The following is a 16984-nucleotide window of genomic DNA, read 5'->3' as shown; positions in this document are numbered from 1 at the left end:
GCCCACGGGCCCCGCCCACCGGCCCGCGGGCTGCCGTCGGGCCCCGCCGCCTGCGCACTAGTCTCGACGGCATGGTCCCGCTGCCGTCGGTGGGCTATCCCACGCGGTGGGAAGCCGACGTCGCCCTCCGCGACGGGGGGACGGCGCACGTCCGCCCCATCACGCCCGCCGACGCGGACGCGGTGGCGGAGTTCCACTCCCGGCAGTCCGAGGAGTCGCGCTACCTGCGCTTCTTCGCCCCGATGCCGCGGCTGTCGCAGCGCGACCTGACCCGCTTCACCACGGTCGACCACGTCGACCGCGTCGCGCTCGTGGCCACGGTCGGCAGCGACATCGTGGGCATCGCCCGCTACGACGCCGCCCCGCCGCGCGCCGGCAGCCCCCGCTCGGCCGAGGTGGCCTTCAACATCTCCGACGCCCACCAGGGCCGGGGCCTGGGCTCGGTCCTCCTGGAGCACCTGGCGGCCGCGGCCCGCGAGCGCGGCGTCCGGCGCTTCACGGCGGACGTGCTGCCGCAGAACGCCAAGATGATCGGGGTCTTCCGCGAGGCGGGGTTCGAGGTGCGCCACGGCTACTCCGACGGCGTCCTGGAGGTGTCCTTCGACATCGACCCGACCGAGCGCTCGATGGACGTCATGCGCGCCCGCGAGCAGCGCGCCGAGGCCCGCAGCATGCTCGCGCTCCTGTCCCCGTCCTCGGTGGTCGTCGTGGGCGCGAGCCGGACCGTGGGCTCGGTGGGGCACCAGCTGCTCGCCGACCTCGTCACGGGCGGCTTCACGGGCGTCGTGCACGCCGTCAACGCCGACGCCGGCACCGACGGCACCCCGGAGACCCTGCTGGGCGTGCCCGTCGTGCGCTCGGTGCGCGACCTGCCCGTGCCCGTGGACCTCGCCGTCGTCGCCGTGCCGGCCGCCGCGGTGGTCGAGACGGTCCAGGACTGCGCCGCGCACGGCGTGCGGGGGCTCGTCGTGGTCTCCAGCGGCTTCGCCGAGACCGGCGAGGAGGGCCTGGCCCGCCAGCGCGAGATGGTCCGCATCGCGCGCGCCAACGGCATGCGTGTCGTGGGCCCCAACTCCTTCGGCGTCCTGAACACCGCGCCCGCGGTGCGGCTGAACGCCTCGCTGCACCGCGAGCTGCCGCCCGTCGGCCGGTTCGGGCTGTTCAGCCAGTCGGGGGCCCTCGCGGTCACCGTCCTGACCTCGGTGCAGCGCCGCGGGCTGGGCGTGTCCACGTTCGTCTCCGCGGGCAACCGCGCCGACGTGTCCGGCAACGACTGCATGCAGTACTGGATGGACGACGAGGCGACCTCGGTCGTGGGGCTCTACCTCGAGAGCGTCGGCAACCCCCGCAAGTTCAGCCGGGTGGCCCGCGCGCTGTCGCGGCGCAAGCCCGTCGTCGTCGTGAAGTCCGGGGCCTCGGGGTTCGGCGTGCCGCCGGGGCACGCGGTGCGCGCGTCGCGCGTGCCGTTCGAGGCCCTGGACAACATGCTGCGCCAGGCCGGCGTCATCCGCGTCGAGAACGTCCACCAGCTCTTCGACGTCGCCCAGGTCGCGGTCCAGCAGCCGCTGCCCGGCGGCGCGCGCATCGCCATCGTCGGCAACTCCGACGCGCTCGGGACGCTCGCGGCCGACGCGTGCGTGAGCTGGGGCCTGCAGGTCGTGCACGGGCCGACCGCGGTGCACCCCGAGGCGGGCGTCGAGGTCTTCACGGCCGCGCTGGCCGAGGCCTACGCCGACCCGAGCGTCGACGCGGTCGTCGCGAGCTGGGTGCCGCCGACCGCGACGCTCGACGCCGCGGCGGCCGTCGCCGAGGCGGTGGCGCGCACCGCGGGAGCGGGCGGCCGGACGACCGTGACCTGCTTCCTGGGCGCGCGCAGCATCACCTCCGCCACTTCCGTGGACCCCGCCGGCTCCGTGGACCCCGCCGGTTCCGTGGACCCCGCCGGCTCCGTGGACCCCGCCGGCTCCACCGCTCCCGCGCGCACGACCGTGGTGCCGAGCTTCCCCACCCCCGAGGACGCCGTGCGGGCGCTCGCGGCCGTCGTCCGCTACGCCGAGTGGCGCCGCCGCGACGCCGGGCACCTCGCGGCGCCGGCGGGCGTCGACCTGCCCGCGGCCCGAGCCCTCGTCGAGCAGGCGCTGGCCGAACACCCCGACGGGGTCTGCCTGGACCGCGACGCCACCGCGCGGCTGCTCGCGGCCGCGGGCGTCCCGCTGCTGCCCCGCGCCGAGGTCACGGACGCCGAGGAGGCCGTCGAGGCGGCCGAGCGGCTCGGCTGGCCCGTGGCCCTCAAGACCGTGGGGGAGGAGCTCGCGGGCCGGCAGGACCTGCGCGGGGTGCGCCTCTCCCTCGCCACGCCCGACGCGCTGCGCTCGGCCGTGCAGGAGATGCGGGCGGCGCTCGGGGGGGACGCGCACACCCTCGCGGTCCAGACCATGGCCGGGCTCGGGGTGGCCTGCGTCGTGCGCAGCACCGAGGACCCGCTGTTCGGGCCCGTCGTGAGCTTCGGCGTCGAGGGCGACCCGATCGACCTCATGGGCGACGTCGGCTACCGGATCCCCCCGCTCACCGAGGTCGACGTGGCCGACCTCGTGCGCTCGGTGAAGGCCGCCCCCAAGCTGTTCGGGCACCGCGGGGCGCCGCCGCTGGACGTCGACGCGCTCGAGGACGTCGTCGCGCGCGTCGCGGTCCTCGCCGACGCGGTGCCCGAGGTCGCCGACCTGCGCCTGGCCCCGGTCCTGGTGGCCGAGCGGGGGGCGACCGTGCTCGACGCGGTCGTCCAGCTCGCGGCGCCGCTCAGCCGCGCCGACCCCGACCGCCGCACGCTGCCCAGCTGAGGCCGCCGGGAGTGCCGGGGCACGCGCGCGGTGTGGACGCCGCGGTCCCCGCCGGGAGCCGCGTGCGCCAGGATGGGCGGATGCGCGAGCGCACCTCCCCGCGGCGGCCCACCGCCGGCACCGACCCCAGCCCGGAGACCGACCGCACCGTGGACACCCCGCAGGACCTGCCGCCGGTGCTGCTGACCGACCTCGAGCGCGCCGGCTACTACCCGCAGCTCGTCGCGGACTCGCTGCGCACGGTCATGGCCGGGGAGGGCGTGCAGGCGCACCTCGTGCACCCCGAGACGACGTTCGACGCCAACGAGGTCCGCCGGCACGTCACCGTGCTCGTCACCACCCCCACCCGGCTCGTCGTGGCGCACGCCGACGACCACGGCCCCGACGAGGGGGGCACCGAGCCCTACGCCGTGTGCTCGACCGAGTCGGTGGCGCTGCACCGCGTGCAGTCCGTCGTCGTCTCCCAGGTCGTCGCGCGCCCCGCGGACCACCGCGCAGGCACCCTGCCCTCGGAGGTCAGCCTGACGCTGGGCTGGGGGGCGCTGCACCGCGTCGACCTCGAGCCCGCGACGTGCGCCGACCCCGACTGCGAGGCCGACCACGGCTACACGGGCTCGCTCACGGGCGACGACCTGACGGTCCGCATCGCGGGGGCCGCCGAGGGCGCCGACGCCGTGGCGGCGGCCCTGGAGTTCGCCCGGGCCCTGTCGGCCGTCACGGCGCGCTGAGCCACCCGCACCGGATGACGACGCCCCCCGCCGACGAACCCGCCGCCACCGACGACACGGCCGCCGACGACACGGCCGCCGACGATGGCCGCCTGCTGCCCGCCCCGCGCTACGGCGTCGACAGCCTCGCCGACGTCCTGCCGGCCGCGGCCCGGGCCCTCGGGGTGCCGCACTTCGCCGATCCGGGCGGCTCCGCGCTGGACCTGCCGGCCGTCGAGCGGGTCTGCCTCCTGCTCGTCGACGGCATGGGCGACGAGGCGCTCGTCGGCCGCTCGGGGCACGCGCCCACCCTGCGGCGCTGGCGCGCCGACGGGCTGCACCGCCGCATCACCGCGGGCTTCCCGACGACGACCGCGACGAGCATGGGCCTGCTGGGGACGGGCCTGCCGCCGGGGGCGCACGGCCTGGTCGGCTACGAGGTGCTCGACCCCGCCCGCGACGTCCTGCTCAACCAGCTCGCGTGGGACGTCGCGGTGGACCCCCGCCGCTGGCAGCCGCACACGACCGTGTTCCAGCACGTCGTGGCCGCCGGGGTGGAGGTGGTCCGCGTGGCGCCGCCCCACTTCAACGGCTCGGGCCTGACCGAGGCCGCCCTGCGCGGCGGGCGCTTCGCGGGCACCCCGGACCGCCTCGACGCCCGCGTCGACGCCGCGGTCACGGCCGTGCGCGCGGGGCGCCGGAACCTCACCTACGTGTACTGGGGGGCGCTGGACCACACGGGGCACGGCGAGGGCGTCGCCTCCTGGCAGTGGGGCGAGGAGCTGGGGCGCGTCGACGCCGCCGTCGCGGAGCTGTCGCGGCGCCTGCCGCGGGGGACCCTCCTGCTCGTGACCGCCGACCACGGCATGGTGGACGTCCCCCTCGCCGGGCGGATCGACCTCGCGCACGAACCCGAGCTGCGCGCCGGGGTCCGCCACGCCGGCGGTGAACCGCGGGTGCTGCAGCTGTACTGCGAACCCGGTGCCGCGCAGCAGGTGTCGACGACCTGGCGGGCCCGGCTGGGGCGCGACGCGCACGTCGTCCTGCGCGCCGACGCCGTCGCCGCAGGCTGGTTCGGGCCCGTCGAGGCCCGCGTCGCGGACCGGATCGGCGACGTCCTGGTCGTGGCCCGCGACCTCATGGCCGTCGTGGACTCGGCGCGGATGCGGCCCGAGGCGCTGCGCCTGATCGGCCAGCACGGGGCCCTCAGCGACGCCGAGCGGCACGTCCCGCTGTTCAGCGTCGTGCTCTGAGGCCCCGCCACCCGCCGGACGACCGCCCGACCGGCCGGGCCCCCGCGCGGCTCGTAGGCTCCGCGGCATGGCCCGGTACTACGACGTCCACCCCCGCGACCCGCAGCCGCGCAGCATCGCGCAGGTCGTGGCGATGCTGCGCGACGACGCCCTGATCGCCTACCCGACCGACTCCAGCTACGCGCTGGGCTGCCGCATCGACAGCCCGGACGGCGCCGACCGCATCCGCCGGCTGCGCCGTCTGGACGACAAGCACCACTTCACGCTGGTGTGCGCGGAGTTCGCGCAGCTCGGGCAGTTCGTGCACCTCGACAACGCCGCGTTCCGCGCCATCAAGGCGGCCACGCCGAACCCCTACACGTTCATCCTCCCCGCCACCCGCGAGGTCCCGAAGCGGCTGGCCAACGCGAAGAAGAAGACGGTCGGCGTGCGCATCCCCGACCACCCGGTCGTGCGGGCGCTGCTGCGCGAGCTGGGGGAGCCGCTGCTGTCCAGCACGCTGCTGCTGCCGGACGCCGAGGAGGCCATGACCGACGGCTGGCAGATCAAGGAGGAGCTCGACCACCTCCTCGACGCGGTCGTCGACGCGGGGGACTGCGGCACCGAGCCCACGACCGTCGTCGACTGGTCGGAGGGCTACCCGCAGGTCGTGCGCGTCGGCGCGGGGGACCCCTCGCGGTTCGAGTGAGCCGGGTCGTCGACGCGTGACGTCGCTCGCGGGTCAGGCGTCGAGGTCGCCCAGGTCGTCGAGGCGCCGGGCGATGAGGTCCTGCAGGTCGATGGCCTCGCCGTCGCGGGCGCCGCGGCCGACCTGCAGCGGCGGGTCCGCGGGCTCCAGGTGCACGCCGCGCAGGCGCGCCGCGAGCGACGGCTGGACGCCGAGGACGTAGTAGGCGCCGTCCTCACCCACGCCCAGGGAGCCGTCGCGGCGCAGGTACCAGCCGGTGAGCCCCGTGCGGTAGCGGCGCCCCTGCGCCGTCGCCTGGAGCGGCTGCGGGTCGATCCCGCGCCGGCGCACCTCGGCGACGAACCCCCCGAGCAGCTCGCGGGCCTGCGCGACGTCGCGCCGGCGGGCTCGCTCGGCCGCCGCCGCGTGGGCGTCCGCGGCCTCGCGCCGCCGTCGCCGCCAGTCCTCGCCGTCGGATGCGTCCTGCGCCACGTCCGGCCCGCCCGCCCGCTCTAGTCCTTCTTCGTCCCGAACATGATCTCGTCCCAGCTCGGGACGCTGGGCCGCTTGCCCGCGGGTGGCGTGCCCCCGGGCCGCCGGGCGGACCGGTTGCGCTTGCGGGGCGCGGGCTTCGGCGCCGCGGTGGGTGCGTCGGCCGAGGGGGCGTCCGCGGTGGGTGCCCCGCCGGTGTCCTCCTCGGGCTGCTCGTCGGCGGCCTCGCCCGGCGCCGCGTCCGGGCTCTCCGCCTCAGGACCCTCCGCGTCACGACCGTCCGCGGGCAGGGCGCGGGCGGTCGCGGGTGCGGGCAGCACGGTCGTGTCGGGGTGCTCGTCGGGTGCGGACGCCGCCGGGTGGGCGGGCGGCGGGTCCGCGAGCAGCGCGTCGACCCGCCGGGCCACGCGGTCCGCGGTGCCGTCGCCCGCGGGGGCCGCGTCGTCCGCGTCGTCCGGGACGGGCACGGGTCCGCGCACGCCGCGCTGCGCCTGCAGGGCGTCGAGCAGGTCGTCGGTGTGCGCCGCGAGACCGCCCGCGGAGCGCACGCCGCCGTCCGCCTCGACGTCGTAGACGCGCTCGCCCGCGGGCCGGTCGCCGGCGCCGGGCACGCTGACCAGGCGGCGCGAGGGCAGCGGGCCGGGCTCGGCGGGTTCCTCCTCCGACAGCCAGCGCGCCTCGTCGTCGGTCGCGGACAGCGCCTTCGACGACGGGTCGAAGGACCAGCGGGCGAGCCGGCCGCGGCCACCCGCGACGAACTCGACCTGCACGGTCCAGCCGCCGTCGTCCTCGCGCCACGCGTCCCAGCGCGCACCCTCCGGGTCGACGGCGCGCGCGGTCAGCCGCGACACGACGACCTCCTCGAGCGAGCCGCCACCGGCGCCCCGGCCGCACGGCGCGCGCCGCGCCAGGCCCGAGACGTGGGCCCGCTCGGCGAGGACCGGGCCCTCGTAGCGGCGCACGTGCTCCAGCGTCAGGCCCCCGGCCTCGGCGACCTCCTCGGCGGACTCCCCGGACCGGATGCGCGCCTGGATGTCGCGCGGGCGCAGCTGCGCCGACATCTGGATCTGCAGCTGGCCCAGCCGGGCCCGGTCGCGCCGGACGGCCGCGCGCAGCGCCTCGTCCACGCGCAGGCGGTAGCGGGTGCCGTCACCGGCGGCCAGCACGACGTGCTCGCCGTCGTCGTGCACCCCGACGAGCCTCAGGTCCTGCATGTCGAGCGCCCTCCCTGCGGTGTCGTCCCCGCCGCCGGGCCGGCGGCGGGATGTCGGCCCTGCGGGCACCTTCCCACGCCGGCCCACTCTGCCACCTCCCTCGCGGGCGCCGCCCGGGGCGGCGGTGTCGCCGGTCTCACGCCGCCGAGGCTGCACCCGGGGACGCCGGCCGCCGCCGGCTGGGGGAGGATGCCCGGGTGAGCGACGCGAGCCCGTACGACGCCCTGCTGCTGCTGTCCTTCGGTGGGCCCGAGGGCCCCGACGACGTGATGCCCTTCCTCGAGAACGTGACCCGCGGCCGGGGCATCCCGCGCGAGCGCCTCGCCTCGGTCGCCGAGCACTACCTGCACTTCGGGGGCAAGAGCCCCATCAACGACCAGAACCGGGCCCTGCTGCAGGCGCTGCGCGCCGAGCTGGACGGCCGGGGCCTGGCCGGGCTCCCGCTGCTGTGGGGCAACCGCAACTGGGACCCCTACCTCACGGACACGCTGCGCGCGGCCCACGAGTCGGGCGCCCGCCGCGTGCTGACCATCTTCACGAGCGCCTACTCCTCCTACTCGGGCTGCCGGCAGTACCGCGAGGACCTCGCGAAGTCGCTGGGCGAGCTGGCCGCGGAGGGCCGCTCCCTGGACGTCGACAAGGTGCGGCACTACTTCAACCACCCCGCGTTCACGGCCGTCAACGCGGACGCCGTCGCGGCCGCGCTGCTCGACCTGCCGGAGCCGCTGCGCGCGGACGCCCGCACGGTGTTCGTCACGCACTCCGTCCCGGACGCCATGAACGACGTCTCGGGTCCGCAGGGCGGGGCGTACGTGCGCCAGCACCTGTCGGTGGCCGCGGAGGTCGCGCGCCAGGTGTCCGCCCGCACGGGCACGGAGCAGGCCTGGGACCTCGCCTACTGCTCGCGCTCGGGCCCGCCGACGCAGCCGTGGCTGGAGCCCGACGTCAACGACCACCTCCGGGCCCTGCACGCCGAGGGCGTGCCGGCGGTGGTCGTGGCGCCGATCGGGTTCGTCAGCGACCACATGGAGGTCAAGTTCGACCTGGACACCGAGGCCGCCGAGACGGCCGCGGAGATCGGGCTGCCGTTCGCGCGGGCCGCGACCGTCGGCACGGCGGCGCCCTTCGTCCGGGGCCTCGTGGACCTCGTCGAGGAGCGGGCGCGGATGGCCCGCGGCGAGGAGGTGGAGCGCCCGGTCGCGGGTGACCTCCCGCCCTCGCACGTCGTCTGCCCGGTGGACTGCTGCCGCAACCTGCGTGGCGACCTCCCGGCCGCCACGGGTGAGGACTACCGGCCCCCGGTGCCGGTGTGACGACGACGGCGCCGGACGGCACGCCGCTGCGCGAGCTGCTGGCGCTGGCCGAGCGCACGGCGCGGGAGGCGGGCGCGCTCATCCACGACGGCCGTCCCCGCCGCGTCGAGGTCGCCGCGACCAAGAGCAGTCCCACGGACGTCGTCACCGCGATGGACACCGCCTCGGAGGCGCTCGTCCTGCAGCGCCTGACCGCGGCCCGGCCGCAGGACGGCTTCCTCGGCGAGGAGAGCGGCCACCGTCCGGGCCGCAGCGGTCTCACGTGGGTCGTCGACCCCATCGACGGCACCGTCAACTACCTCTACGGCATCCGCGCCTACGCCGTGAGCGTCGCGCTCGTGGCCGACGGCGGGGCCCGCCCGCCCGGGGCCGGCGCAGGGCCGCCCGATCCCGCCCTGCCGCCCGATCCCGCCCGGTGGCAGCCGCTGGTGGGCTGCGTGCACGACCCGGCGGGCGGCGAGACGTGGACGGCCACGCTCGGCGGCGGGGCCCACCTGGGCGGGCACCCGCTGCACGTGACCGAGGGCGTCGAGCTGGCCGGTGCCCTGGTCGCGACGGGCTTCGGCTACGACGCCGCGCGCCGGGCGGAGCAGGCCGCCGTCGTGGCCCGGCTGCTGCCGCGCGTGCGCGACCTGCGCCGGATCGGGACGGCGTCGCTCGACCTGTGCGCGGTCGCGGCCGGCCGCGTCGACGCCTACTACGAGCGCGGGCTGAAGCCCTGGGACTTCGCCGCGGCCGTGCTCGTCGCCACGGAGGCCGGTGCGGTCGTCACCGACTTCGCGGGCGGCCGCGCGGGCGAGCACGGGCTGCTGGCCGCGGGCGGCCGTCTGCACCCCGTGCTCCGCGAGGCCCTCGAGTCCTGACGGCGCGGGCGGGCGCCCGGTGGGCTCAGGCCTCCTGCGGCGTCCGGCTGGCGGTGAGGTCCACGCTCACGGGGGCGCGGCGGCGGGCGAGGTAGGCCGCGGTGTCCGGCAGCTCGACGTCGTGGGCCTCCGCGAGGCGCAGCAGCGACTCCAGCTCGGCGAGGTGCGCCTCGGCGAGGTCGTCGTCGCCCTCCGCGGACGCGGAGTCGACGGAGGAGCGCGTTCGCAGGATGCGTTCCGAGAGCTGGGCCACGAAGGCCGGGGGAGCGGTGGTGGGGTGGTCGCTGCGGACGTCGGTCGACGTCTCGAGCGTTGTTCCCGACTGCGGCACGGACACGGGCACCTCCTCGGACAGCGGCGCCCTCGGACCGCCGGCGGATCGCGGTCGGTCCTCGGCGGCGCGGTGACGCGCGAAGACTACGGCCCCCGGGGGTCGCGGCCAACTCCCCCGGTGTCGCTGTGGACAACTCCACCTGAACGGCTCGTGCGGGCCCGGCGGCCTCCCCGCGCGCCGCGCCCCGGTTCGTGCGGGCCGCTGCGGTAGGTCACAATGCGTGCTCCTCGCAGACCGTGGTCGGGCAGTCCCTCCACGGTCGGCGGGCATGGAACCGGAGTCTCCAGCGTTGCTCCGGCGCACCGGTCCGGCTGGGAGTCAGCCGGGCGGACGACGACCCCGATCCCGGAGTGTGAGGCAAGGTCATGGCGACCGACTACGACGCACCGCGCAAGACCGACGACGAGCTGAGCGAGGACTCCCTGGAGGAGCTCAAGGCGCGTCGCACGGACAAGAGCTCGGGTGCGGTCGACGAGGACGAGACGGAGGCGGCCGAGGGCTTCGAGCTGCCCGGGGCGGACCTCTCCAACGAGGAGCTGTCCGTCCGCGTGCTGCCCCGTCAGCAGGACGAGTTCACCTGCACGAGCTGCTTCCTCGTCGTGCACCGCAGCCAGCTGCGGGAATCGGCGAGCGGGCAGATGATCTGCACCGACTGCGCCGCCTGAGGTGCCGGCCGGCCCGGCCGGCCGCGCAGGACGGTGAGGCCGTCACCGCGACGTCGCACGACGTCAGGTGGCGGCCTTCGTCGTCTCCGCCGCCGCGCGCAGCGCCGCGGCCAGCCGCTCGGGGTGGCGGGTGGAGACCATCCAGTAGGGCGTCGGGTCCCGCGGGTCGTCGAGGTGGATCCGCACGGCCGAGGGCACCCAGGAGCGGATGGCCAGGTGGGCGCGCGCGTCCAGCCCGGGGCCGAGCGCGGCGCGGCGCTGCGCGGCGGGGACCGGGTCCACGCCGCTGATGACCGAGACGGGCAGCCGCGCGCGGCCGACCTGGAAGACGCCGTCGGCCAACCGGGTGCGCCAGCTCAGGCTGGCGAGGGCCGCGAGGGTGAGGACGGCGGCCACGACCGCGCCGACCGCGGCGGCGCGGTAGCCGAACACCGGCAGCGGGACGAGCCACCCCGCGACCACGAGGGGCACGCAGGAGAGCCAGGTCGTCACCGCGGGCCACCACCGTTCGGTCCCGTCCCAGGCGGGTGCGCCGTCCATGGCCCCAGCGTCTCACGGCGGTGCGGACGGTCGCGGCGGCGGCCGGACGCCCCGGACGCGGCGGTAGTGTCCGTGTCCGTGACCGTCCGAAGCCCCGCCGTGGCCGCCGCGCTCGAGGTGCCCGTGGTCCTCGGCACCGACGCGGCGCTGCCCGCCTACGCCCACCCGGGTGACGCGGGCGCCGACCTGACCACGCGCGTCGACGTGGTGATCGGCCCGGGGGAGCGGGCGACGGTGCCGACCGGCGTCTCGATCGCCCTGCCCGAGGGCTGCGTCGCCTTCGTCGTCCCACGCTCCGGCCTGGCCGCGCGTCGCGGCCTGACCGTCCTGAACTCCCCGGGGACGGTGGACGCGGGCTACCGCGGCGAGGTCCGCGTCACGCTGCACAACACCGACCTGAGCACGCCCGTCGAGCTGCACGTGGGCGACCGCATCGCCCAGCTCGTCGTCCAGCGCGTCGAGCGCGTGGTGTTCCGGCCCGTCGAGGACCTGCCCGGCTCGGCGCGGGGCACCGGGGGGCACGGCAGCACCGGCGGTGCCGGCGCCCTCGCGGCCGGGGAGCTCCCGGGCGCGCCCACCACCCCGTCCACGACTCCTCCTGGGGGCCCGCAGTGAGCCTGTTCCGACGCCGCAAGAGCGCCGACGACGACCCGACGCCCGAGACCGCCGCGCTCGCCGCGGCCGAGGCGGACGACGCCGCGTCCGGGCCGGCCACCGGGGCCGCTGCCGACGCCTCCGCCGAGGCTGTCACCACGAGCGCCGTCGACCGCTCCGCGGGCCCGTTCGACGCCACCGAGGTCGAGCTGCCCGACGGCCGGCTGCCGCTGGGCGCCCTGCGGCTCGCGGGGCGCGAGGGCATGGAGCTGCGCTTCGAGATCGAGGAGAGCACCCAGCGGGTCATCGCCGTGACCGTCGGGATCGCCGGCTCGACGGTCCAGCTGCAGGTCTTCGCCGCCCCGCGCACCTTCGGGGTCTGGGACGAGATCCGCGCCGAGATCGCCACCGCCGTCACGGCCCAGGGCGGGGCGGCCGACGAGGTCCCCGGTCCCTTCGGTCCCGAGCTGCTGTGCCGGCTCCCCGTGCGCACCGAGGACGGGCGCACCGCGCACCAGCCCACGCGCTTCGCGGGCGTCGACGGTCCCCGCTGGTTCCTGCGCGCGGTCTTCGCGGGCCCCGCGGCCCACGACACCGCGGCCGCGGCCCCGCTCGAGGAGGTCGTGCGCGGCGTCGTCGTCGTCCGCGGCGAGGAGGCCATGGCCCCCCGCGAGCTCCTGCCGCTCGCCCTGCCCGAGATGGCGCCCGTGGGCCAGGAGCCGGCCGCGGCCGACGCCCCGGCCGCGGGCGAGGACGACCTCAAGCCCTTCGAGCGCGGCCCCGAGATCACCGAGGTCCGCTGAGCGGGTGAGACCCCCCGCCCGCACCCCACCGGGGGTGCGGGCGGCCTAGGCTGGGGGCCGTGACGAAGCAGAACGTCCAGACCGCGCCGCTGTGGCGCCGCGCGCTGTCGCGCTTCACGGCCTCGGAGTCCGACCTCGCCGCGGCCGACGCGCAGGAGGAGGCGGTCCGCCAGGGGGCCCTGCCCTGCGGCGCCGTCCCGACGCGGCGCAAGGCGTGCGTCTGCGGGACCCTGCGCTCGGTCACCCTGCGGCCCCGCGGCGGGGTGCCGGCGCTGGAGGCGGAGCTCTTCGACGGGTCGGGCAGCGTGTCGCTCGTGTGGCTGGGCCGCCGGCGGATCGCCGGCATCGAGGCCGGTCGCCGCGTGAAGGCGCGCGGCCTCGTGGCCGACGACGACGGTCAGCGCGTCATCTTCAACCCGCGCTACGAGCTCATCGCGCCGGCGGGCCCGTGAGGGACGGCGGAGCCGACGCGGGCGCCGGGCCGCGCGAGGCCCGGACGCCCGCCTCGACCCCCACCGCGGTCCCCACCACCGTCGAGGAGGTCGTGCGGCAGCGGCTCTCGCTCGCGCTCGGCGGCTGGCGGGGCCTGCTGGACTCCGCGGCGCCCGCGCTGGCGTTCCTCGTCACCTGGATCACGACGTCGGACCTGTGGCCGTCCGTGGGCGCGTCGGCGGCGGTCCTGCTCGTCGCCCTCGTGGTGCGCCTCGCGCGCCGCGAGACCGTGCAGCACGCGCTGGGCGGGATCGTCGCGATCGCCGTCGCCGCGGTCATCGCCTCCCGCACGGGGCGCGCGGAGGACGTCTTCCTGCCGGGCATCCTGCTCAACGCGGCCCTCGCGGTCGTCTTCGCGGTCTCGATGCTCACGCGGTGGCCGGTCGTGGGGTTCCTCGTCGGCGCCGTCACCGAGGACCCGACCGGCTGGCGCCGCGACCGCGGCGTCGTGCGGCTGTGCCAGAAGCTGACCGGGCTGCTGCTCGCGGGCTACGTCGTGCGCGTCGCCGTCCAGCTGCCGCTCTACCTCGCGGAGAGCACGACGTGGCTGGCCGCGAGCAAGCTCGTCCTCGGCTGGCCGCTGCTCGTGCTCGGCGTGGCCGTGGCGAGCCTCGTGCTGCTGCGCGGCCGCACGCCCCTGCAGGACCCGGCGAGCCTGCAGGGCCCGGGCGCCCCGTAGGGGCCCTCCGGGGCCGGGGCGTCAGGCCTTGCCCAGCAGGGCCCGCAGGGCGGCCTCGGTGTCGGGGGAGCTGAGGAACATGAGGTGGTCCCCGGCCTCGAGCACGTCGTCGGCCGACGGCGCGATCGGCCGGTCCCCGCGGACGATGGCGACCAGGACGGTGTCGCCGGGCAGGCGCACCTGGCCCACGGTGTGCCCCAGCACCGGGCTGGAGTCCTCGAGGGTGAACTCCGCCATCCAGGTCTGACCCTGCTGGAAGGTGAACAGCCGCACGAGCTCTCCGACGCTCACCGCCTCCTCGACCAGGGCCGTCATGAGCCGCGGGGTCGAGACCGCGACGTCGACGCCCCAGGCCTCGTCGAACAGCCACTCGTTCTTGGGGTTGTTCACGCGGGCCACGGTGCGTGGCACGCCGTACTCGGTCTTGGCCAGCAGCGAGACGACGAGGTTCGCCTTGTCGTCGCCCGTCGCGGCCACGACGACGTCGCAGTCGGCGAGCTCGGCCTCGTCGAGGCTGGAGATCTCGCACGCGTCGGCGAGCAGCCACTGCGCGTCGGCGACGCTGGAGATCTTCATGGCCGCGGGGGAGCGGTCCACGAGCAGGACGCGGTGGCCGTTGCCCAGCAGCTCGCGGGCGATCGAGCGCCCCACGATGCCGGCGCCGGCGATGACGACGCGCATCAGGCGTCACCCGCCGGGGCGGTGGCGAGCACCTGGACGGCCCGCTGCGAGCGCTCGTCCTCGACCACGACGTGCACGAGGTCCCCTTCCTGGTGGACCGTGCCGCGGGTCGGCACGAGGCCCGTCCCCAGCCGGGTGATGAACGCGATGCGCACCCCGGCGGCGGTCTCCAGCTCGCGCAGCGGCCGGCCGACCCAGTCGGGGTGGACGGGGGTCTCGAGGAGGACGACCTTCCCGCTGGCGTCGCGGAACTCGGAGACCGCGCCCTCGGGGACGAGGCGGCGCAGCACCTGGTCGGCCGTCCAGCGCACGGTGGCGATGGTCGGGATGCCCAGGCGCTCGTAGACCTCGGCGCGGCCCGGGTCGTAGATGCGGGCCACGACGGTCTGCACGCCGAACTTCTCCCGCGCCACGCGCGCGGCGATGATGTTGGAGTTGTCGCCGGAGGACACGGCGGCGAAGGCGTCGGCCTCGTGGATGCCCGCCTCGACGAGGGTGTCGTGGTCGAAGCCGACGCCGGTCACGCGCCGGCCCTCGAAGGCGGGCCCGAGGCGGCGGAAGGCGTCCGCGTCCTGGTCCACCACGGCCACGCTGTGCCCGCGGGCCTCCACGGTGAGGGCGAGGGTCGACCCGACCCGTCCGCAGCCCATGATCACGAAGTGCACGCCCGCTCCGGTCCCGTCGCCGTCCCGTCCGGCTCCCGCGGGGAGGCGGGAGGCGGACCGATCGCGGCGACGCTACCGCTCCCGCCCCCGCCGGGGGCACCGGCCCGGGCGCGCGTGCCCACGGCGGGGCCCGGCGGACGTAGCATCACCAGACGTGCCCTCCCTGACAGACGCGGCCAAGCGCCTGCTCGTCGGACGTCCCTTCCGCAGCGAGAAGCTGTCCGAGACGCTCCTGCCCAAGCGCATCGCGCTGCCCGTCTTCGCCTCCGACGCGCTGAGCTCGGTCGCCTACGCCCCCGACGAGGTGTTCCTCACCCTCTCCATCGCCGGGATCGCGGCGTACGCGTTCTCGCCGTGGATCGCGCTGGCGGTCGTGGCCGTGATGCTCACGGTGGTCACGTCCTACCGGCAGAACGTGCACGCCTACCCCTCCGGCGGCGGCGACTACGAGGTCGCGACGGTCAACCTGGGGCCCAACGCGGGCCTCACGGTCGGCAGCGCGCTGCTGGTGGACTACGTGCTCACGGTCGCCGTGTCGATCTCCTCCGGCGCCCAGTACGCCGCGGCCGCGATCCCGGCGCTGCGGGGGCACGAGGCCCTCTTCGCCACGGCCCTGGTCGTGGTGCTCATGGCGGCCAACCTGCGGGGGCTGAAGGAGAGCGGCTCGGCGTTCGCCATCCCCACGTACATCTTCATGGCCTCGATCCTCGGGATGGCGGCGTGGGGCTTCGGCCGCTACCTGTTCGGGGACCTGCCGCAGGCCGCGAGCGCGGGGCTGGAGCTGGAGGGCGAGCGGACGTTCGAGGGCGGGTTCACGAGCATCGCGGGTGCCTTCCTCCTGCTGCGGGCGTTCTCCTCGGGGGCGGCCGCCCTGACCGGCGTGGAGGCCATCAGCAACGGCGTCCCGGCGTTCCAGAAGCCCAAGAGCAAGAACGCCGCCACGACGCTGCTGCTGCTCGGGCTCATCGCGGTGACGATGCTGGTCAGCGTCATCACGCTCGCCAACCTGACCGGCATCCGGTTCGCGGAGGACCCGGCCACCCAGCTGCTGCGCGACGGGGTGCCCGTGGGCGACAGCTACGTGCAGGACCCGATCATCGGCCAGCTGGCGGCCTCGATCTTCGACCACTTCCCGGTCGCCTTCTACGTCGTCACCGCGGCGACGGGCGTCATCCTCTTCCTGGCCGCCAACACGGCGTTCAGCGGCTTCCCGGTGCTGGCCTCGATCCTCGCGCGCGACGGGTTCCTGCCCAAGCAGCTCAACACGCGCGGCGACCGGCTGGCCTTCTCCAACGGGATCATCGCCCTGGCGGGGGCGGCGATCGTCCTCATCCTGGCCTTCGACGCCGAGGTCACGCGGCTCATCCAGCTCTACATCGTCGGCGTCTTCGTGTCCTTCGTCATGAGCCAGACCGGCATGATCCGGCACTGGACGCGGCACCTGCGCGACGAGACCGACCGCGGCACGCGTCAGCGCATGAAGCGCTCGCGCGTCATCAACTCCGTCGGCCTGGCGATGACCGCGCTCGTGCTGGTCATCGTCCTGCTGACGAAGTTCACCCAGGGCGCCTGGATCGCCATCCTGGCCATGGCCGTGATCTTCGTGAACATGAAGCTGATCCGGCGCCACTACCGCTCCGTCAGCGCGGAGCTCGCGATCCCCGAGGAGGCCACGCCCAAGGCGCTGCCGACCGGGGTGCGCAGCGTCGTGCTCGTCTCCAAGCTGCACAAGCCCACGCTGCGGGCACTGGCGTTCGCGCGCGCGGCCCGCCCCACCGACCTGCAGGCCGTCACGGTGGCGGTGGACCCCGCCGAGACGGCGGCGCTGCAGGCCCGCTGGGACGCCATGGACCTGCCCATCCCGCTGACGGTCCTCGACTCGCCGTACCGCGAGGTCAGCCGGCCCGTGGTCGAGCACGTCAAGGCGCTGCGGCAGCGGTACCCGCGCGACCTCGTGGTCGTCTACGTGCCCGAGTACGTCGTGGGCCACTGGTGGGAGACGTTCCTGCACAACCAGTCCGCGCTGCGGCTCAAGGCGCGGCTGCGCTACACGCCCGGCGTCATGGTGGCCAGCGTCCCGTGGCAGCTCAGCAGCTCCGCCGGTGCGGAGGAGCGCGTCGACCGGCCCGCACCGGGTCTCGTGCGCCGCGGCACCTTCGGCCCCGCCCCGACCGACCACCCCGAC

Annotated in this window: 18 protein-coding genes; 12 read left to right on the top strand and 6 right to left on the bottom strand. The window is 76.3% G+C overall.

Translation table 11 applies throughout. The annotated features are described in order from the left end of the window. Window positions 1-71 precede the first annotated feature (71 nt). From GTR02_RS10845 to GTR02_RS10830, 4 genes are all read left to right on the top strand, one after another. Window positions 72-2837, top strand: coding sequence for a bifunctional acetate--CoA ligase family protein/GNAT family N-acetyltransferase (locus GTR02_RS10845; RefSeq protein ID WP_166607505.1), 2766 nt, complete (start codon window positions 72-74; stop codon window positions 2835-2837). Between the two features lie 80 nt (window positions 2838-2917). After that, window positions 2918-3565 (top strand): DUF5998 family protein, encoded by a 648-nt coding sequence (locus tag GTR02_RS10840; RefSeq protein WP_205709036.1) that lies wholly within the window; start codon window positions 2918-2920, stop codon window positions 3563-3565. A gap of 14 nt (window positions 3566-3579) precedes the next feature. Continuing rightward, window positions 3580-4797, top strand: a complete 1218-nt coding sequence (locus GTR02_RS10835; protein WP_166607504.1) for an alkaline phosphatase family protein — start codon at window positions 3580-3582, stop codon at window positions 4795-4797. A 67-nt stretch (window positions 4798-4864) separates the two neighbouring features. Next, complete coding sequence (locus GTR02_RS10830; RefSeq protein ID WP_166607503.1) at window positions 4865-5485, top strand: L-threonylcarbamoyladenylate synthase; 621 nt, start codon at window positions 4865-4867, stop codon at window positions 5483-5485. Window positions 5486-5518: 33 nt separating this feature from the next. Here GTR02_RS10830 and GTR02_RS10825 read toward each other — a convergent pair whose 3' ends face one another. After that, the gene (locus GTR02_RS10825; protein WP_166607502.1) at window positions 5519-5956 is read right to left on the bottom strand and encodes a hypothetical protein; all 438 of its coding nucleotides are present in this window, start codon (window positions 5954-5956) and stop codon (window positions 5519-5521) included. A gap of 20 nt (window positions 5957-5976) precedes the next feature. Next, a complete protein-coding gene (gene sepH, locus GTR02_RS10820; protein WP_166607501.1) occupies window positions 5977-7170 on the bottom strand; it encodes a septation protein SepH in 1194 nt (397 codons plus the stop codon). A 197-nt stretch (window positions 7171-7367) separates the two neighbouring features. On the opposite strand from sepH, the gene GTR02_RS10815 reads away from it, so the two are divergent. Both GTR02_RS10815 and GTR02_RS10810 read left to right on the top strand, forming a co-directional pair. Continuing rightward, complete coding sequence (locus GTR02_RS10815) at window positions 7368-8483, top strand: ferrochelatase (RefSeq protein WP_338073735.1); 1116 nt, start codon at window positions 7368-7370, stop codon at window positions 8481-8483. Continuing rightward, a complete protein-coding gene (locus GTR02_RS10810) occupies window positions 8480-9346 on the top strand; it encodes an inositol monophosphatase family protein (protein ID WP_166607499.1) in 867 nt (288 codons plus the stop codon). The genes GTR02_RS10815 and GTR02_RS10810 overlap by 4 nt, the downstream gene beginning before the upstream one ends. Window positions 9347-9371: 25 nt before the next feature. On the opposite strand, the gene GTR02_RS10805 is transcribed toward GTR02_RS10810, so the two are convergent. Beyond that, window positions 9372-9683: a hypothetical protein gene (locus GTR02_RS10805; RefSeq protein WP_166607498.1), complete on the bottom strand. Its 312-nt coding sequence runs from the start codon at window positions 9681-9683 to the stop codon at window positions 9372-9374. A gap of 362 nt (window positions 9684-10045) precedes the next feature. Here GTR02_RS10805 and GTR02_RS10800 point away from each other — a divergent pair, with 362 nt between their 5' ends. Further along, window positions 10046-10345, top strand: coding sequence for a DUF4193 domain-containing protein (locus tag GTR02_RS10800; protein ID WP_166607497.1), 300 nt, complete (start codon window positions 10046-10048; stop codon window positions 10343-10345). A gap of 63 nt (window positions 10346-10408) precedes the next feature. Here the strand turns inward: GTR02_RS10800 and GTR02_RS10795 are convergent, their stop codons facing one another. Continuing rightward, entirely contained in the window at window positions 10409-10885 is a 477-nt protein-coding gene (locus tag GTR02_RS10795; protein WP_166607496.1) for a DUF3093 domain-containing protein, read from the bottom strand. 99 nt (window positions 10886-10984) lie between these two features. Between GTR02_RS10795 and dut the strand changes: the two genes are divergently transcribed. Genes dut through GTR02_RS10775 form a run of 4 tightly spaced genes read left to right on the top strand, consistent with a single transcriptional unit; the run spans window position 10985 to window position 13453 of the window. Further along, window positions 10985-11500: a dUTP diphosphatase gene (gene dut, locus GTR02_RS10790; protein WP_420814720.1), complete on the top strand. Its 516-nt coding sequence runs from the start codon at window positions 10985-10987 to the stop codon at window positions 11498-11500. Continuing rightward, window positions 11497-12282, top strand: coding sequence for a DUF3710 domain-containing protein (locus GTR02_RS10785; RefSeq protein WP_166607494.1), 786 nt, complete (start codon window positions 11497-11499; stop codon window positions 12280-12282). The genes dut and GTR02_RS10785 overlap by 4 nt, the downstream gene beginning before the upstream one ends. 59 nt (window positions 12283-12341) lie before the next feature. Then, on the top strand, window positions 12342-12734 hold the full coding sequence (locus tag GTR02_RS10780; protein WP_338073734.1) for an OB-fold nucleic acid binding domain-containing protein: 393 nt from the start codon (window positions 12342-12344) through the stop codon (window positions 12732-12734). Beyond that, a complete protein-coding gene (locus GTR02_RS10775; protein ID WP_166607493.1) occupies window positions 12731-13453 on the top strand; it encodes a DUF3159 domain-containing protein in 723 nt (240 codons plus the stop codon). The genes GTR02_RS10780 and GTR02_RS10775 overlap by 4 nt, the downstream gene beginning before the upstream one ends. 21 nt (window positions 13454-13474) lie before the next feature. Here the strand turns inward: GTR02_RS10775 and GTR02_RS10770 are convergent, their stop codons facing one another. Both GTR02_RS10770 and GTR02_RS10765 read right to left on the bottom strand, forming a co-directional pair. Then, window positions 13475-14134: a potassium channel family protein gene (locus GTR02_RS10770; protein WP_166607492.1), complete on the bottom strand. Its 660-nt coding sequence runs from the start codon at window positions 14132-14134 to the stop codon at window positions 13475-13477. Then, window positions 14134-14799: an NAD-binding protein gene (locus tag GTR02_RS10765; protein WP_166607491.1), complete on the bottom strand. Its 666-nt coding sequence runs from the start codon at window positions 14797-14799 to the stop codon at window positions 14134-14136. The genes GTR02_RS10770 and GTR02_RS10765 overlap by 1 nt, the downstream gene beginning before the upstream one ends. A gap of 154 nt (window positions 14800-14953) precedes the next feature. On the opposite strand from GTR02_RS10765, the gene GTR02_RS10760 reads away from it, so the two are divergent. Further along, window positions 14954-16984: amino acid permease (locus GTR02_RS10760; protein WP_166607490.1), on the top strand; the 2031-nt coding region annotated here is incomplete at its 3' end.

The sequence above is a fragment of the Kineococcus siccus genome, from assembly GCF_009906795.1.
Lineage (GTDB): Bacteria > Actinomycetota > Actinomycetes > Actinomycetales > Kineococcaceae > Kineococcus > Kineococcus siccus.
The sequence above is the reverse complement of the archived record's forward strand: the minus strand, read 5'-3'. Positions and strand labels throughout refer to the sequence as shown.